The following is a 14316-nucleotide window of genomic DNA, read 5'->3' on the forward strand; positions in this document are numbered from 1 at the left end:
CGCTCTTTCAAGCGGAGACTTGGTGCTGTGACTGTCTTCATCCTTTTGTTCCGTGGCGTCGGCGGAGCCACGCAATTGCCGACCGGCCCATTGCGCGACGCGCTGACGGCGGCGGGTTTCGAAAACGTCGCGACCTACATCAACAGCGGCAACGCCGTCGTGCGCACCGGTCTTTCGCGCGAGGAGACGGTCGCCAAGGTTGCCGAAATTTGCCGCGACAGATTCGGATTCGCCAAGGCGATCCATGCGCCGACGCTGGAAGAATGGTCGCAACTGATCGCCAGCAACCCCTTCCCCGACGCTGTGGCGGTGCCGAAATTCCTGCATGCGGCCGTGCTCGAGAAGGTGCCCGCCACGAACAATGTCGAGGCAATTCGCGCCTATGCGAAAGACGGAGAAAAGATCGAGATCATCGACAAGGTCGCCTACATCCATACGCCCGGCGGCTTAGGCACGTCGAAAATGGCGGAGCGTTTCGACAAATTGATCGGGGTGCAAAACACCGCCCGCAACTGGAATTCCGTGCTGAAACTTGAGGAACTGGCCAAGAAGGCCGCGGCGGATTGACAGCTTGGCGACCGGACGGGAACGCGCCCCGGCCGTACCGCATGGACCCGTTCCTGGCCGATGCCGGCAGGATTCGGTTAAACATGGCTCGCCTGGCCTGCCCAGTCGGAAGCGTCGGCTCTTGCCTTGGCGGCCGTTCGCACCGAAAACTCGCGCCACAATGGGTGGGATCAGCGTTTCCATGCACATGCGATTTGTCGCGCCGGCCGTTCTCGTACTCGTCGCAGTGCTTTTCGGCTTGGCGCCGGCCGCCGCGCAGCAGGCGGGCCGCTGGAAGGTTGCCGAGGGGCGGGAGCAGGCGAGCGCGACGCTCTACAGCCTCAATACGCTGACCACCGGCACCCGCACCATCGACTATCGGCCGGCCCTTGTGCTGTCCTGCGAGGCGCGGCGCTATCCGGTCTGGCGGAAGGTGGTGCAATTGCGCCAGACGGTTTCGGGCGACGGCCGGGCCGGCGTCACCATCCGTTTCGACAATGGCGGCGCTTTCGGAGAGGAGTGGGTGCTCGCGCAGATGGGCCGGGCCCTGCAGACCGACGGCGAGGAGCAGATCGCCCGGCTGACGCGCGCCCGTCGATTCTTTCTCTCGTGGCGCTTCGGCGTCTTCGCGGGCAGGGGCGAAGCGGTGTTCGACCTCGCGGGAATCGGGGAGACCGTTGCCCGGCTCGCCAAAACCTGCGGTGTGGACGCGCCCTGACCGATCCGGCGATTCATCGTTCGCATCCATAGACGGAACATATTTTGAACGCGCATGGCAAAATTGAGCAAAACCAATGTCTTGGTTGCCCTTGCAAATGAGAACAAAAACGGTACAAGATACCAGGAATATCGGATCGGCCGGCCTTCATAGACGATCAAGGGGTATGTATCATGGCGCAGAACACATTGCGGCTTGTTGAGGATAGATCGGTGGACAAATCAAAGGCGCTTGACGCGGCGCTGTCGCAGATCGAGCGGGCGTTCGGCAAAGGCTCGATCATGCGGCTCGGCGCCAACGAGAACGTGGTCGAGATTGCGACCGTCTCGACGGGTTCTCTCGGGCTCGACATCGCGCTGGGCGTCGGCGGCCTGCCGCGCGGCCGCATCATCGAGATCTACGGGCCGGAAAGCTCGGGCAAGACCACTTTGGCGCTGCACACCGTCGCCGAGGCGCAGAAGAAGGGCGGCATCTGCGCCTTCGTCGATGCCGAGCACGCGCTCGACCCTGTCTATGCCAGGAAACTCGGCGTCGACCTGGAAAACCTGCTGATCTCGCAGCCCGACACCGGGGAGCAGGCGCTGGAGATCTGCGACACGCTGGTGCGCTCCGGCGCCATCGACGTTCTGGTGGTCGATTCCGTGGCCGCGCTCACGCCGCGCGCCGAAATCGAGGGCGAGATGGGCGACGCGCTGCCGGGCGCCCAGGCGCGGCTGATGAGCCAGGCGCTGCGCAAGCTGACGGCCACGATTTCCCGATCCAACACGATGGTGATCTTCATCAACCAGATCCGCATGAAGATCGGCGTCATGTTCGGTTCGCCGGAGACGACGACGGGCGGCAACGCGCTCAAATTCTATGCATCGGTGCGTCTCGACATCCGCCGCATCGGCGCGATCAAGGACCGCGAGGAGGTGGTTGGCAACCAGACCCGCGTCAAGGTGGTGAAGAACAAGCTGGCGCCGCCTTTCAAGCAGGTCGAGTTCGACATCATGTATGGCGAGGGTGTTTCCAAGACCGGCGAACTGATCGACCTCGGTGTCAAGGCCGGCGTGGTCGAGAAGTCGGGTGCCTGGTTCTCCTACAATTCGCAGCGGCTCGGCCAGGGACGCGAGAACGCCAAGGCGTTCCTCCGAGACAATCCGGATGCGGCGCGCGAGATCGAGACGGCGCTGCGTCAGAATGCGGGTCTGATCGCCGAGCGCCTGCTGGAGAACGGCGGCGACGGCGGTTTCGATGAGGCCGCCGAGATGTGACCGGGTCCGGTCCCTTTCCTGTCGATCTGCCGCCGGCCTCGCGCCGGCGGTTTTGTTTTGTGCGCCGGCCCGAAGGGGCGGGTTCTCGGCGGTGTTTTGCGGTGGCTTTGCGGGTTTTGGCCCTTGTGGACAGGCTTTGGCGCTGCCGCTAAAAGGCCATGTCCATTTTCCCGCCGCGCGGGGTTTCAGAAGGCAATGACATGAGTGGCGTCAACGAGATCCGGTCGACCTTCCTCGACTATTTTGGGAAGAACGGTCACGAGGTCGTCGCCTCCAGTCCGCTGGTGCCGCGCAACGATCCGACATTGATGTTCACCAATGCCGGCATGGTACAGTTCAAGAACGTCTTCACCGGCCTGGAGAAACGCCCCTATGTGCGGGCCGCGACCGCCCAAAAAAGTGTGCGCGCCGGCGGCAAGCACAACGACCTCGACAATGTCGGCTACACCGCCCGCCATCTCACCTTCTTCGAGATGCTCGGCAATTTCTCCTTTGGCGACTATTTCAAGGAGCGCGCCATCGAGCTTGCCTGGAATCTGATCACAAAAGATTTCGGCCTGCCGAAGGACAAGCTGCTGGTCACCGTCTATCACACCGATGACCAGGCTGCCGATCTGTGGAAGAAGATCGCCGGCTTCTCCGAGGACCGCATCATCCGCATCCCGACCTCGGACAATTTCTGGGCGATGGGTGACACCGGGCCGTGCGGCCCGTGCTCGGAAATTTTCATCGACCGCGGCGAGCACATCTGGGGCGGCCCGCCCGGCAGTCCGGAGGAGGACGGGGATCGTTTCCTCGAGTTCTGGAATCTCGTGTTCATGCAATATGAGCAGGTGACGAAGGAACAGCGCATCGATCTGCCGCGCCCGTCGATTGACACCGGCATGGGGCTGGAGCGCATGGCCTCGATCCTGCAAGGCGTCGACAGTGTTTTCGAGACCGACCTGTTCCGCACCCTGATCGATGCCACCGCCTCGGCGCTGGGGCGTGGACCCGACAAGGACAATGTCGCCTCGTACCGCGTCATCGCCGACCATCTGCGCTCGTCCTGCTTCCTGATCGCCGACGGAGTGCTGCCCTCAAACGAGGGCAGGGGCTATGTGCTGCGGCGCATCATGCGCCGCGCCATGCGTCATGGCCAGTTGCTCGGCGCGAACGAACCGCTGATGTGGAAGCTGGTTCCGGCGCTGGTGCGCGAGATGGGCCAGGCCTATCCCGAACTGGTGCGCGGCCAGGCGTTGATCACCGAGACGCTGAAGCTGGAGGAAACACGTTTCCGAAAGACGCTGGCGCGCGGGATCGGCCTGCTCGAAGACGCGACGGCGTCTCTCGGTCCGGGCGACATGCTCGATGGTGAGACGGCGTTCAAGCTCTACGATACCTACGGTTTTCCGCTGGATTTGACGCAGGACGCGCTCCGCCAGCGCCACATCTCCGTCAATCTCGACGGCTTTCAGGATGCGATGGCGCGGCAGAAGGCCGAGGCCCGCAAGAGCTGGGCAGGGTCTGGCGAGGCTGCGACGGAAACGGTGTGGTTCGGCGTGCGCGAAAGGACCGGCGCGACCGAATTTCTAGGCTACGACACCGAACAGGCCGAGGGTGTCGTTGTCGCGCTGGTGAGGGACGGTGCTTCGGTCGACAGTGCCAGGCAGGGCGAGACGGTCGGGCTGATTGTCAACCAGACGCCGTTCTATGGCGAATCCGGCGGCCAGATGGGCGATACCGGCACCGTCTCGGGCGAAGGTTTCCGCTTCCAGGTCTCGGACACGCAGAAGAAGGGCGACGGCCTGTTCGTGCATTTCGGCACGGTCGCCGAAGGCACGGTACGTGTCAACGCGGCGGCGGAACTCAAGGTCGATCACGCACGCCGTTCGGCGTTGCGCGCCAACCATTCGGCAACCCACTTGGTCCACGAGGCGCTGCGCGAAGTCCTCGGGACGCATGTGGCCCAAAAAGGCTCGCTGGTGGCGCCCGACCGGCTGCGCTTCGACATCTCGCACAACAAGCCGATCTCGGCCGAGGAACTCGAGCAGGTCGAGCGGATGGCCAACGAGATCGTCGTTCAGAACAGCCCGGTCACCACGAGGCTGATGTCCGTCGACGACGCCATTGCCGAGGGCGCGATGGCACTGTTCGGCGAGAAATATGGCGACGAGGTGCGCGTCGTCTCGATGGGCACGGGCCTGCACGGGGCCAAGTCCAACCGGTCCTATTCGGTGGAGTTGTGCGGCGGCACCCATGTCGTCGCCACCGGCGACATCGGCCTGGTGCGTATCCTTTCCGACAGCGCGGTGGCGGCCGGCGTGCGCCGCATCGAGGCGCTGACGGGTGAGGCGGCCAGAAAACATCTCGACGAGCAGGACCGGCGCCTCAAGGCGATCGCGGCGGCGTTGAAGGTTGCGCCGGCCGAGGCGCTGTCGCGCGTCGAGGTGCTGGTCGACGAGCGCCGGAAGCTCGAGCGCGAACTGACCGACGCCCGCAAGAAGCTGGCGCTGGGCGGCGGCGGCAGTGGCGACGCCGGCGGCGACAAGGAATCCGTCGCGGGCGTGGGTTTCCTCGGCAAGTCGGTTTCCGGCGTCTCGCCTAAGGATCTGAAGCCCCTCGCTGACGAGGGCAAGAAGAGCCTCGGCTCCGGCGTCGTCGTCTTTGTCGGTTCCGCCGATGACGGCAAGGCGAGCGTGGTGGTCGGCGTGACCGACGATCTGACCAAACGCTTCAGCGCGGTCGATCTAGTGCGCGTCGCCTCCTCGGCACTTGGCGGGCAGGGCGGTGGCGGCCGGCCGGACATGGCGCAGGCCGGCGGTCCGGATGCCAGCCGCTCCGCGGAAGCGATCGCCGCTGTGAAGACGGCGATGGAGGCGGCCTGATGTCGGGGCACCGCGGGCCGCGGTCACCAAAGATCGGCACAACCCGACGGGATCGGTGAGTCGGGAAGCTGGCGATATCGGCGGCTGCTCAGTCCGCCGGTTCCGTGGCCAGGAACGAATCCCGCCGGCTGATCTTGCGCCACCATTCGACGAGACTGGAATGCGCCCCGATCATCGGGCCGGCGAGCGGCGCCTTTAGAAAATAGCCGACAATCGGCGCGGCATGCAGGTCGGCTAGCGATAGGTTCTCACCGAGCAGCCAGTCGCCCTGCCGTTTCAGGCGGGTCAGTTCGGATAGCGCCAGACTTGCTTTCGGCATCGCCGCCTCGACCACCGCAGGATCGGTGGCGATGCCCTCCTTTGGCCTGTCTACCGTCTCGACGGCGATGTCCCAGACCAGCGGGCGATAGGCGTAGGCGTCGATCAGCGCCACAATCTGGTTCATCACCGCCCGGTCGCGAGCGTCCGCCGGCTGCAGGGCAGGGCCGCCGAACGCCTCGTCGATATAGCGGGTGATCGCCGTGGTCTCGTAAAGCCGCAGCCCGTCATGCTCGAAGGCCGGGATGCGGCCGAACGGATGATGGTCGAAATACCAGACCGGCGGCCCGCCTTCGGCGAAGACGTCGACCGGGATCAGCTCGTAGTCGACCCGCTTTTCATGCAGCGCCAGCCGGACGATGCGCACATAGACGCTGTAATCCGCGCCGTAGACGACCGGCTGACCCATGGTCTCGCGTCAGGCCATCGCCTTCTGAAGATTCTCGTCGACCTTGTCGAGGAAGCCGGTGGTCGACAGCCAGGGCTGGTCGGGGCCGATCAGCAGCGACAGGTCCTTGGTCATGAAACCGGCCTCGACGGTCTGGACGCAGATCTTTTCCAGCGTGTCGGCGAATTTCTTCAATTCGGCATTGTCGTCCAGCTTGGCGCGATGCGCCAGCCCGCGCGTCCAGGCGAAGATCGAGGCGATCGAGTTGGTTGAGGTCTCCTCGCCTTTCTGGTGCTGGCGGTAGTGGCGCGTCACCGTGCCGTGCGCGGCTTCGGCCTCGACCGTCTTGCCGTCCGGCGTCATCAGCACCGAGGTCATCAGGCCGAGCGACCCAAAGCCCTGCGCCACCGTGTCGGACTGCACGTCGCCGTCATAGTTCTTGCAGGCCCAGACATAGCCGCCCGACCATTTCAGGCTGGAGGCCACCATGTCGTCGATCAGCCGGTGCTCGTACCAGATTTTTCGCGACTTGAACTCGGCCTCGAACTCCTGCTCGTAGACCTCCTGGAAAATGTCCTTGAAGCGGCCGTCATAGGCTTTCAGGATGGTGTTCTTGGTCGACAGGTAAACCGGATAGTTGCGAAGCAGGCCATAATTCAGCGAGGCGCGCGCGAATTCGCGGATGGATTCGTCGAGATTGTACATGGCCATCGCCACGCCGGCGCCGGGCGCGTCGAACACGTCGTGCTCGATCGTCGTGCCGTCCTCGCCGACGAACTTGATCGTCAGCTTGCCCTTGCCCGGATATCTGAAGTCGGTCGCCTTGTACTGGTCGCCGAAGGCGTGACGGCCGACGATGATCGGCTTGGTCCAGCCGGGCACCAGGCGCGGCACGTTTTTCATGATGATCGGTTCGCGGAAGATGACACCGCCGAGGATGTTGCGGATCGTGCCGTTGGGGCTCTTCCACATCTTCTTCAGCTTGAATTCTTCGACGCGCTGCTCGTCGGGCGTGATGGTCGCGCATTTCACGCCGACGCCGTATTTCTTGATGGCATTGGCGGCGTCGATGGTCACCTGGTCGTTGGTGGCGTCGCGATGCTCGATGCCGAGGTCGTAGTAGTCGAGATTGAGGTCGAGATAGGGGTGGATCAGCTTGTCCTTGATGAACTGCCAGATGATGCGGGTCATCTCGTCGCCGTCGAGTTCCACGACGGGGTTGGCCACCTTGATCTTCGCCATCGAAACCATGCCTTGCTGTTGGGAGCGACCGTTGCCGAACGGCGTGGGCCAGGGAATACGGACCCTATATCAAAGCAAATCGAGCGACGGCAACTTCAATTCGCGCCTCGCCGCGCCGGTCGGGAAGAGAGCAGGAACACGGCGTGAGCGCGACGATGCCGTCTATCAAGGCTGGCGTAGGCCGTATCTATTTTTTCTTGGCCTTCGCCGGTTTCTTTTGTTTCTGCGGCATCGGCCCCACATGCGACGAGGCCAAGGCGATCCAGTCTGCAAGCGCCGCGTCGTCGAGGGCATCGGCGGCGACGATGATGTAACCTTTCATCTCACGGCCGGTGAAGTTCATGAGCGAGGCGCCGGGCCGGGCCAGTGCACCGGCCTCCTGCGCCTCGCCGACGCGGACAAGCAAGGTGCCGTCCTTCATCGTACCGACCAGCATGTTGCCGTTCAGCGTGAAGCAGATGCCGCCGAACATGCGGATCTCGCCGATGTTCGGGTCTTGCCCTACTATATCGCGAATGCGGTCTGCCAGTTCGCTCGTCATCGTTCACTTCCCCGGCCTTCATTTTCCAACACAACTATGGCAGGGACCGAACTCCGCCGCAAAGTCATCGCATCGATCCTCCATGTCCGACGCCTCAACCAGAACCGCTCCCAAATCGCCGGCACCGGTGATCGTCCTCGTCGCTCCGCAGATGGGCGAGAACATCGGCATGGTGGCGCGCGCCATGGCCAATTTCGGACTGTCCGAATTGCGGCTGGTCGCGCCGCGCGACGGCTGGCCGAACGACAAGGCGCTCGCCGCCGCCAGCCGCGCCACGCATGTCGTCGAGACGGCGGCCGTGTTCGACGATCTGCGTTCTGCAGTCGCCGACCTGAACTTTTTGTTCGCCACCACGGCGCGCGAGCGCGACGGTTTCAAGAGGGTAGCCGGCCCGGTCGAGGCTGGCCGCATGCTGCGGCAACAGGAGGCCGCGGGGGCGCGCACGGGCATTTTGTTCGGCCGCGAAAAATTCGGGCTCGACAATGACGAGATCAGTCTGGCCGATGAGATCGTCACCTTCCCGGTCGATCCGGCCTATGCCTCGCTTAACGTCGCTCAGGCGGTGCTGCTGATGGCCTATGAATGGCGCAAGGCTGGGCAGGAGCACGAGACCGACATCCCGTTCGTCGGGCCGGAAATGACGCCGGCGCCGAAGGAGGAGCTGCACGGCTTGCTCGGTCATCTCGAAGCGGCGCTGGACACTCGCGGCTATTTCCGGCCGACCGCCAAGAAGGCGAAGATGGCCGACAAGTTGCGCGCGGTACTGACGCGGCCGGGCTTTTCAAGCGGTGAGATCAAGGTGCTGCGCGGCATCGTCGCCTCGCTCGATTATTTTTCACCGAAGGAGCCGCGCGGCGCCGGTTATCCCGAGCGCAAGGCGCAGGCCGACCAGGTTGCGCACTCCGCCTCCCGGCCCGGGACGACGGATGAGGGAACCGATGGCTGAACGGCCGATCCTTTTCTTCGACAGCGGGGTCGGGGGCCTGACCGTTCTGCGCGAGGCACGCGTCCTGATGCCGGACCGGCGTTTCGTCTATGTCGCCGACGACAAGGCGTTTCCCTACGGCGCCTGGGAGGAGCCGGCTCTGAAGGCGCACATCCTGGCTCTGTTCGTCCGTCTGCTCGAACGCTTCGACCCGGAAATCTCCGTCATTGCCTGCAACACCGCCTCGACGCTGGTGATCGACGCGTTGCGGGACAAATTTCCGGGGCATCCCTTCGTCGGCACGGTTCCGGCCATCAAGCCGGCGGCCGAGCGTACGCGCTCCGGCCTGGTCTCGGTGCTGGCGACGCCGGGGACGGTGAAACGGCAGTATACCCGCGACCTGATCACCAACTGGGCATCGAAGTGCCATGTCCGGCTGGTCGGCAGCGACCGGCTGGCAGGGCTGGCCGAAATCTATGTGCGCGACGGGTTTGTCGACGAGGACTCCGTGCGGGCCGAGATCACCCCGTGCTTCCTGGAGCAGGACGGCCGGCGCACCGACATCGTGGTGCTTGCCTGCACGCATTATCCGTTCCTGGTCAACCGCATGCGCAAGACCGCGCCCTGGCCGGTCGACTGGATCGACCCGGCCGAGGCGATCGCCAGAAGGGCGCTGTCGCTGCTGCCGGCGGCCGATAGCGAAGTGCCTGCGAAGCTGCCGGACCGCTCCGACATCGCCATATTCACCTCCGGCAAGGCCGAGTTCGCGTCACGCCGGCTGATGCAGGGTTTTGGCCTTGTGCTAAACGGCGGCAGCCTGTGAGCGCCTGACTGCCGCCGAGGCCGCCAGGATGATCGCGATAGTGGCCGCATAGAAGGCAATCTGAATGCCCTCCGGCCGGGCGACGTAGCCGATCAGGATATGCAGCAGGAAGCCCAGCGCGTTCGTTTGCGGCAGGATTTCCGACGTGTTCCAGATGTCGTAGCCGAGCGCGGGCAGGTAGCCGGCCTGGACGAGGAAGGCGGCGGCCTGCGCGGCGAGGCCAGCAGCGAGCAGGATGATGATCACCCCTGTCAGCCGGAAAATGTGTTTCAGCGGCACGCGCAGCAGACCGGCGTAAAACAGGACGCCGACGACCGCGGCGGCCGCGACGCCCAGCAGGCCGCCCCGCAGCATCGAGGCAACTGTCATCTCGCCGTCGATGGCAAGGCCATAGAGAAAAATCACCGTCTCGGAGCCTTCGCGCAACACCGCCACCGCGCAGATGATCGCCAGCGCCGACAGCGGCTTCGAACCCTCCCTGACCGCGTGTCCGATGGCGCGGCTTTCGCTGACGAGTTCGGCCGCGTGCGTGCTCATCCAGATCTGATGCCAGGCCAGCATGGCGACGGCGAGCAAGAGCACGATGGCGTTAAAAACTTCGGTGCCGTTGCCGTCGAAGAGGTTGGAGAGGCCGTCGGCGAAGAAGGCGAGGACCGCTGCGCCGCCAAGGCCGGCCGCAACCCCCGCTGCCACCCAGCCGCCACGGCCGGCGATGCCCCTGCTGGCGGCCAGCACGATGGCGACGATCAGTGCTGCCTCGAGCGTCTCGCGGAAGACGATGACGAAGGTCGAGAGCATCGGGTCACTCCGCGAACAGCCTGCCGAGTGCGGAATCCATGTGCCGCTCGCCGAAGAAGCCGTATTCGCCGGCGGTCAGCGGGCCGACATGGAAGGTCATCTGCTTGCCGCCGCCGATCACCTTTTCGACGTGGAAATCGTTGCTCTCGAATTCTTCCGCCGTCGGATCTGCATTGACCACGACCAGTGAGAACTTTTCGCCGGCGGGCACCCTCAGCGTTTGCGGCTTGAAGCGGTGATCGTGGATGGTCAGCGTGAAGGATTTTTCGCCGGCAAACGATGCCGGCGTCACGCCGAAAGGCGCCAGGAACGTGCTGACGAAAGGGAGGAGGAGCAGGGCACGCAGGAATGTCATGGCAGGACCTTTCCGATCCGCGGAGCCGGCCGATCTCGACTGTTAAAGTGACCGCACCTTATAAAGATGACATGGCATGTCAAGTAAAACCACAGTCTAGAACGGATCTAAATACAATAAATACAACGTGTTAGCTTGTGTATTTGATGTGCAGTGAGGTTGCGGAACCTGCCAGGGGCGCTGGCGTTTGCCTGTTTTGGAACAGGAGACGGATCATGCCCGCCAAATCCAAAGCCCAGCAGAAAGCGGCCGGCGCCGCGCTTTCCGCCAAGCGCGGCGACATCAAGAAGAGTGAACTCAAGGGCGCATCCAAGGAAATGTACGAATCCATGAGCGAAAAGCAGCTCGAGGAGTTCGCCGAGACCAAACGCAAGGGTCTGCCGGAGAAGAAGTCGAAGGATTGATCGGCCGAACCCGCACGTCAGGTTGGGTTTCCCAAGAGCGTACCGGCGGATGCCAAGGGACGGCGCGCTTCCACGTTCCGTGGTCGAACGCGCCGGCCAATCTTTGCGTACCACGGCTTTTTTGGAGCTGTGGAAATTTCCACATTGTGACCTTGCGCTTTCCACAGAATTTGGGATTGATTGGGATCGTTAGCGGGCTAATGATTGCCCGGCGGGTGGGCGTCATCGTCTTGTGGAGGAAGCATTGAAGATAAAATGGAAATCGTTCGCCCGCCCGGCCATGGTTGCGTTTGCCGGCATGGCGGCGGCAGGCGTCGCAGGCGCGGAAGATGCCAGGCTAATGCAGGGCGACGATCCCTATTACAGGCAGGCGGATGCCGCCCTAACGGAAATCCTGAAACGCCAGAAGAACACTAACCAGGCCAAGAACGTCATCCTGGTTGTCGGCGACGGCATGGGATTTTCGACAGTGACCGCGACCCGCATCTTCGAGGGCCAGCAACGCGGCGTTGACGGCGAATCGAACATCTTGTCCTGGGAGGGCTTTCCTTATTTGGCCGCTTCCAAGACCTATTCCGCCGACGCCCAGATCACCGATTCGGCGCCGAGTGCCGTCGCCATGACCACCGGCGTCAAGACCATCAACGACGTGATGGGTTTGGACCACACCGCGAAGCTCGATTCCTGCGAGGATCAGAAGACCAAGCATGTGACGACGCTGTGGGAAATGGCCGAGACGCTTGGCATGTCGACCGGCGCCATCACCACGGCCCGCTTGACGCATGCGACGCCCGGCGCGACCTATGCGCATATCGCCAACCGCGATTGGGAATCCGACGACCTGATGACGCCCGAGGCGGTCGCCGCCGGCTGCGCCGACATCGCCAGGCAACTGGTCGAGATGAAATATGGAGACGGTCTCGAAGTCGCGATGGGCGGCGGGCGCGCCAATTTCATGCCGGCCGGCGCCAATGATGCCGAGTATGGGGACGCGGAGAAGAAGAAGGGTCGGCGCAAGGACGGCAAGGATCTGACAAAGGCCTGGCTCGACCGATATGGCGACAAGGGCGCCTACGTCTGGAACAAGGAGCAGTTCGCGGCAATCGACCCGGCCAAGACCGATCATCTGCTCGGTCTCTTCGAGCCGTCGCACATGCAGTACGAGCATGACCGCCCGACCGACAAATCCGGCGAGCCGTCGCTTGCGGAGATGGCCGAGAAGACGATCGACATTCTCTCGAGAAATCCGGAAGGCTATGTCCTGCTCGTCGAAGGTGGCCGCATCGACCACGCCAGCCACGAGTCAAACGCCTACCGGACGCTCTCGGATGGCGTGGCGATGAACGAGGCGGTGAAGGCGATCCTGCGCAAGGTCGATCTCGATGAGACGCTGATCGTCGTCACCGGCGATCATAGCCATACGCTGACCATCTCCGGCTATGCCAAGCGGGGGAACCCGATCCTCGGCATCTCTGTCGGCGTCGACGACGAACCGATCTACGGCAAGGATGGCAAGACCTACACGACCATCGGCTTCGCCAACGGACCCGGCGGTTCGGAAAAGCCGACCGAGCGGCCGATGCTGACCTCGGAGCAGACGACGAAGCCGGACTTCGTGCAGCATTCGCTCGTTCCGCTCGGCAGCGAGACGCATGGCGGCGAAGACCTCGGCATCTACGCGATCGGACCCTGGTCGCATCTGTTCCAGGGGACGGTGGAGGAGAATTACACGTTCCACGTCATGAACTATGCCTCCAAGATCGGCGAGCGGCTTCAGAAAAAATAGCTTTCACGGGATGCGGTCGGCGGCGAGTGCACTCGCCGCCGGCCGACATATGTGCAATAAGAATGCCTGTTGCTGGCTCGGCTGACCGGGACAAGACAGTTCGTGAGTCAAAGATGAAAGCAATCGACATCCAGGCGCGTCTGGAATATGCGCGTGCCGCTGTTGCGGTACTCCGGGCGCTGGCAATCACGGACAGTACCATGCGGTACAAGCAGTTCGCCAGGGCCATAGGATTGATATCAGATGATGACGACTGGCACGCATGGCACCGTCAACAGATCCGTGATATCCTTAATCTCGTAGCTGTAACCGAGAAACAATCCGGCGCAAACACTGGACTTGTGCCGTTGCAATTTGAGCGGATAGTAAACCAGGCAGGCGAGCCGGGGGTCGGCTTCCACAAGGTCAGTAAAATAGTGACTGGCTGACTGAGATAGTCCTACGGCAGCGCATTCCGAAATTTCTTGACAGTCCGACAACAGTCATCTACAGCCCCGCCAGCGCCGGGCCGAAAGCCCGGTGTTTGGTTTTTTGTGGCCGCGAGACCGGGCTGAAAACCGCAAGCATTTTCCCGGTCCCGCAAACTGACGTGTCCCGTGGGTCTTTTCCGCAAAGCGTGCGTGGAAGACCCTGTCAGGTCTCGAAAACGGAGGCCAGAGGAGGGCGCGTTTCCTTCACCCGGAGCATGGGCCTCGGGTGCAATGTTTTGAAAGGGAATGCGATGAGCAAGCGCGAATCCGCGAAATACAAGATCGACCGCCGTCTCGGCGAAAACATCTGGGGCCGCCCGAAGTCCCCGGTCAACAAGCGTGAATACGGCCCGGGCCAGCACGGCCAGCGCCGCAAGGGCAAGCTTTCGGACTTTGGTCTGCAGCTCCGCGCCAAGCAGAAGCTGAAGGGCCACTATGGCGACGTCTCGGAAAAGCAGTTCCGCAAGACCTATGAGGAAGCCGACCGCCGCCGCGGCGACACGTCGGAAAACCTGATCGGCCTGTTGGAATCGCGCCTCGACGCCGTCGTCTACCGCGCCAAGTTCGTGCCGACGATCTTCGCTGCCCGCCAGTTCGTCAACCACGGCCACATCAACGTCAACGGCAAGCGCGTCAACATCGGTTCGTACCGCTGCAAGGCCGGCGACGTCATCGAAGTCCGCGAGAAGTCGAAGCAGTTGGTCATTGTTCTTGAATCGGTGCAGCTCGCCGAACGCGACGTGCCGGACTACATCGAGGCCGACCACAACAAGATGACCGCCACCTTCACCCGCGTTCCGGGCCTAGCCGATGTGCCGTTCGCGGTGCAGATGGAACCGAACCTGGTGGTCGAGTTCTACTCGCGCTGATCCGGTAGAT

15 protein-coding genes are annotated in these 14316 nt (G+C 63.1%); 10 read left to right on the forward strand and 5 right to left on the reverse strand.

All coding sequences use genetic code 11. The annotated features are described in order from the left end of the window. Positions 1-27 precede the first annotated feature (27 nt). The 4 genes from RB623_RS03365 (at position 28) to alaS (ending at position 5387) form a co-directional block, all read left to right on the forward strand. Positions 28-567, forward strand: a complete 540-nt coding sequence (locus RB623_RS03365) for a DUF1697 domain-containing protein (protein ID WP_308055337.1) — start codon at positions 28-30, stop codon at positions 565-567. A gap of 181 nt (positions 568-748) precedes the next feature. Further along, entirely contained in the window at positions 749-1264 is a 516-nt protein-coding gene (locus tag RB623_RS03370; RefSeq protein ID WP_308055338.1) for a hypothetical protein, read from the forward strand. Between the two features lie 173 nt (positions 1265-1437). Continuing rightward, positions 1438-2520, forward strand: a complete 1083-nt coding sequence (recA, locus tag RB623_RS03375; protein ID WP_308055339.1) for a recombinase RecA — start codon at positions 1438-1440, stop codon at positions 2518-2520. A gap of 200 nt (positions 2521-2720) precedes the next feature. Beyond that, on the forward strand, positions 2721-5387 hold the full coding sequence (gene alaS / locus RB623_RS03380) for an alanine--tRNA ligase (protein WP_308055340.1): 2667 nt from the start codon (positions 2721-2723) through the stop codon (positions 5385-5387). Positions 5388-5475: 88 nt separating this feature from the next. Here the strand turns inward: alaS and RB623_RS03385 are convergent, their stop codons facing one another. The 3 genes from RB623_RS03385 to RB623_RS03395 form a co-directional block, all read right to left on the reverse strand. Beyond that, entirely contained in the window at positions 5476-6114 is a 639-nt protein-coding gene (locus RB623_RS03385) for a glutathione S-transferase family protein (RefSeq protein ID WP_308055341.1), read from the reverse strand. A 9-nt stretch (positions 6115-6123) separates the two neighbouring features. Beyond that, the gene (locus tag RB623_RS03390) at positions 6124-7335 is read right to left on the reverse strand and encodes an NADP-dependent isocitrate dehydrogenase (RefSeq protein ID WP_308055342.1); all 1212 of its coding nucleotides are present in this window, start codon (positions 7333-7335) and stop codon (positions 6124-6126) included. A 187-nt stretch (positions 7336-7522) separates the two neighbouring features. After that, positions 7523-7876, reverse strand: coding sequence for a TfoX/Sxy family protein (locus tag RB623_RS03395; protein ID WP_308055343.1), 354 nt, complete (start codon positions 7874-7876; stop codon positions 7523-7525). A gap of 82 nt (positions 7877-7958) precedes the next feature. Here RB623_RS03395 and RB623_RS03400 point away from each other — a divergent pair, with 82 nt between their 5' ends. Both RB623_RS03400 and murI read left to right on the forward strand, forming a co-directional pair. Further along, positions 7959-8822 carry an RNA methyltransferase gene (locus RB623_RS03400; protein ID WP_308055344.1) on the forward strand — a complete coding sequence of 288 codons (864 nt, stop codon included), beginning with the start codon at positions 7959-7961 and terminating at the stop codon, positions 8820-8822. Beyond that, entirely contained in the window at positions 8815-9624 is an 810-nt protein-coding gene (gene murI / locus RB623_RS03405) for a glutamate racemase (RefSeq protein WP_308055345.1), read from the forward strand. The genes RB623_RS03400 and murI overlap by 8 nt, the downstream gene beginning before the upstream one ends. Here murI and RB623_RS03410 read toward each other — a convergent pair. Next, positions 9604-10422, reverse strand: a complete 819-nt coding sequence (locus RB623_RS03410; protein ID WP_308055346.1) for an FTR1 family protein — start codon at positions 10420-10422, stop codon at positions 9604-9606. The two genes, murI and RB623_RS03410, sit on opposite strands and share 21 nt — an antisense overlap. 4 nt (positions 10423-10426) lie before the next feature. After that, positions 10427-10777, reverse strand: a complete 351-nt coding sequence (locus tag RB623_RS03415; RefSeq protein ID WP_308055347.1) for a cupredoxin domain-containing protein — start codon at positions 10775-10777, stop codon at positions 10427-10429. Between the two features lie 215 nt (positions 10778-10992). Between RB623_RS03415 and RB623_RS03420 the strand changes: the two genes are divergently transcribed. From RB623_RS03420 to rpsD, 4 genes are all read left to right on the forward strand, one after another. Next, the gene (locus RB623_RS03420; RefSeq protein WP_308055348.1) at positions 10993-11181 is read left to right on the forward strand and encodes a DUF3008 family protein; all 189 of its coding nucleotides are present in this window, start codon (positions 10993-10995) and stop codon (positions 11179-11181) included. Positions 11182-11425: 244 nt separating this feature from the next. Further along, the gene (locus RB623_RS03425; protein ID WP_308055350.1) at positions 11426-12967 is read left to right on the forward strand and encodes an alkaline phosphatase; all 1542 of its coding nucleotides are present in this window, start codon (positions 11426-11428) and stop codon (positions 12965-12967) included. A 113-nt stretch (positions 12968-13080) separates the two neighbouring features. Then, entirely contained in the window at positions 13081-13395 is a 315-nt protein-coding gene (locus tag RB623_RS03430) for a hypothetical protein (RefSeq protein WP_308055351.1), read from the forward strand. A gap of 293 nt (positions 13396-13688) precedes the next feature. Beyond that, complete coding sequence (gene rpsD / locus RB623_RS03435) at positions 13689-14306, forward strand: 30S ribosomal protein S4 (protein WP_308055353.1); 618 nt, start codon at positions 13689-13691, stop codon at positions 14304-14306. Positions 14307-14316 lie beyond the last annotated feature (10 nt).

The organism is Mesorhizobium sp. LHD-90 (assembly GCF_030929505.1).
Taxonomy (GTDB): Bacteria; Pseudomonadota; Alphaproteobacteria; order Rhizobiales; family Rhizobiaceae; genus Kumtagia.

Bases quoted from the DNA above. Each gene is read 5' to 3' on its own strand.
- RB623_RS03370 (WP_308055338.1), top strand. From the start codon at position 749: ATGCACATGCGATTTGTCGCGCCGGCCGTTCTCGTACTCGTCGCAGTG.
- recA (WP_308055339.1), top strand. From the start codon at position 1,438: ATGGCGCAGAACACATTGCGGCTTGTTGAGGATAGATCGGTGGACAAA.
- alaS (WP_308055340.1), top strand. From the start codon at position 2,721: ATGAGTGGCGTCAACGAGATCCGGTCGACCTTCCTCGACTATTTTGGG.
- RB623_RS03385 (WP_308055341.1), bottom strand. From the start codon at position 6,114: ATGGGTCAGCCGGTCGTCTACGGCGCGGATTACAGCGTCTATGTGCGC.
- RB623_RS03390 (WP_308055342.1), bottom strand. From the start codon at position 7,335: ATGGCGAAGATCAAGGTGGCCAACCCCGTCGTGGAACTCGACGGCGAC.
- RB623_RS03395 (WP_308055343.1), bottom strand. From the start codon at position 7,876: ATGACGAGCGAACTGGCAGACCGCATTCGCGATATAGTAGGGCAAGAC.
- RB623_RS03400 (WP_308055344.1), top strand. From the start codon at position 7,959: ATGTCCGACGCCTCAACCAGAACCGCTCCCAAATCGCCGGCACCGGTG.
- murI (WP_308055345.1), top strand. From the start codon at position 8,815: ATGGCTGAACGGCCGATCCTTTTCTTCGACAGCGGGGTCGGGGGCCTG.
- RB623_RS03410 (WP_308055346.1), bottom strand. From the start codon at position 10,422: ATGCTCTCGACCTTCGTCATCGTCTTCCGCGAGACGCTCGAGGCAGCA.
- RB623_RS03415 (WP_308055347.1), bottom strand. From the start codon at position 10,777: ATGACATTCCTGCGTGCCCTGCTCCTCCTCCCTTTCGTCAGCACGTTC.
- RB623_RS03420 (WP_308055348.1), top strand. From the start codon at position 10,993: ATGCCCGCCAAATCCAAAGCCCAGCAGAAAGCGGCCGGCGCCGCGCTT.
- RB623_RS03430 (WP_308055351.1), top strand. From the start codon at position 13,081: ATGAAAGCAATCGACATCCAGGCGCGTCTGGAATATGCGCGTGCCGCT.
- rpsD (WP_308055353.1), top strand. From the start codon at position 13,689: ATGAGCAAGCGCGAATCCGCGAAATACAAGATCGACCGCCGTCTCGGC.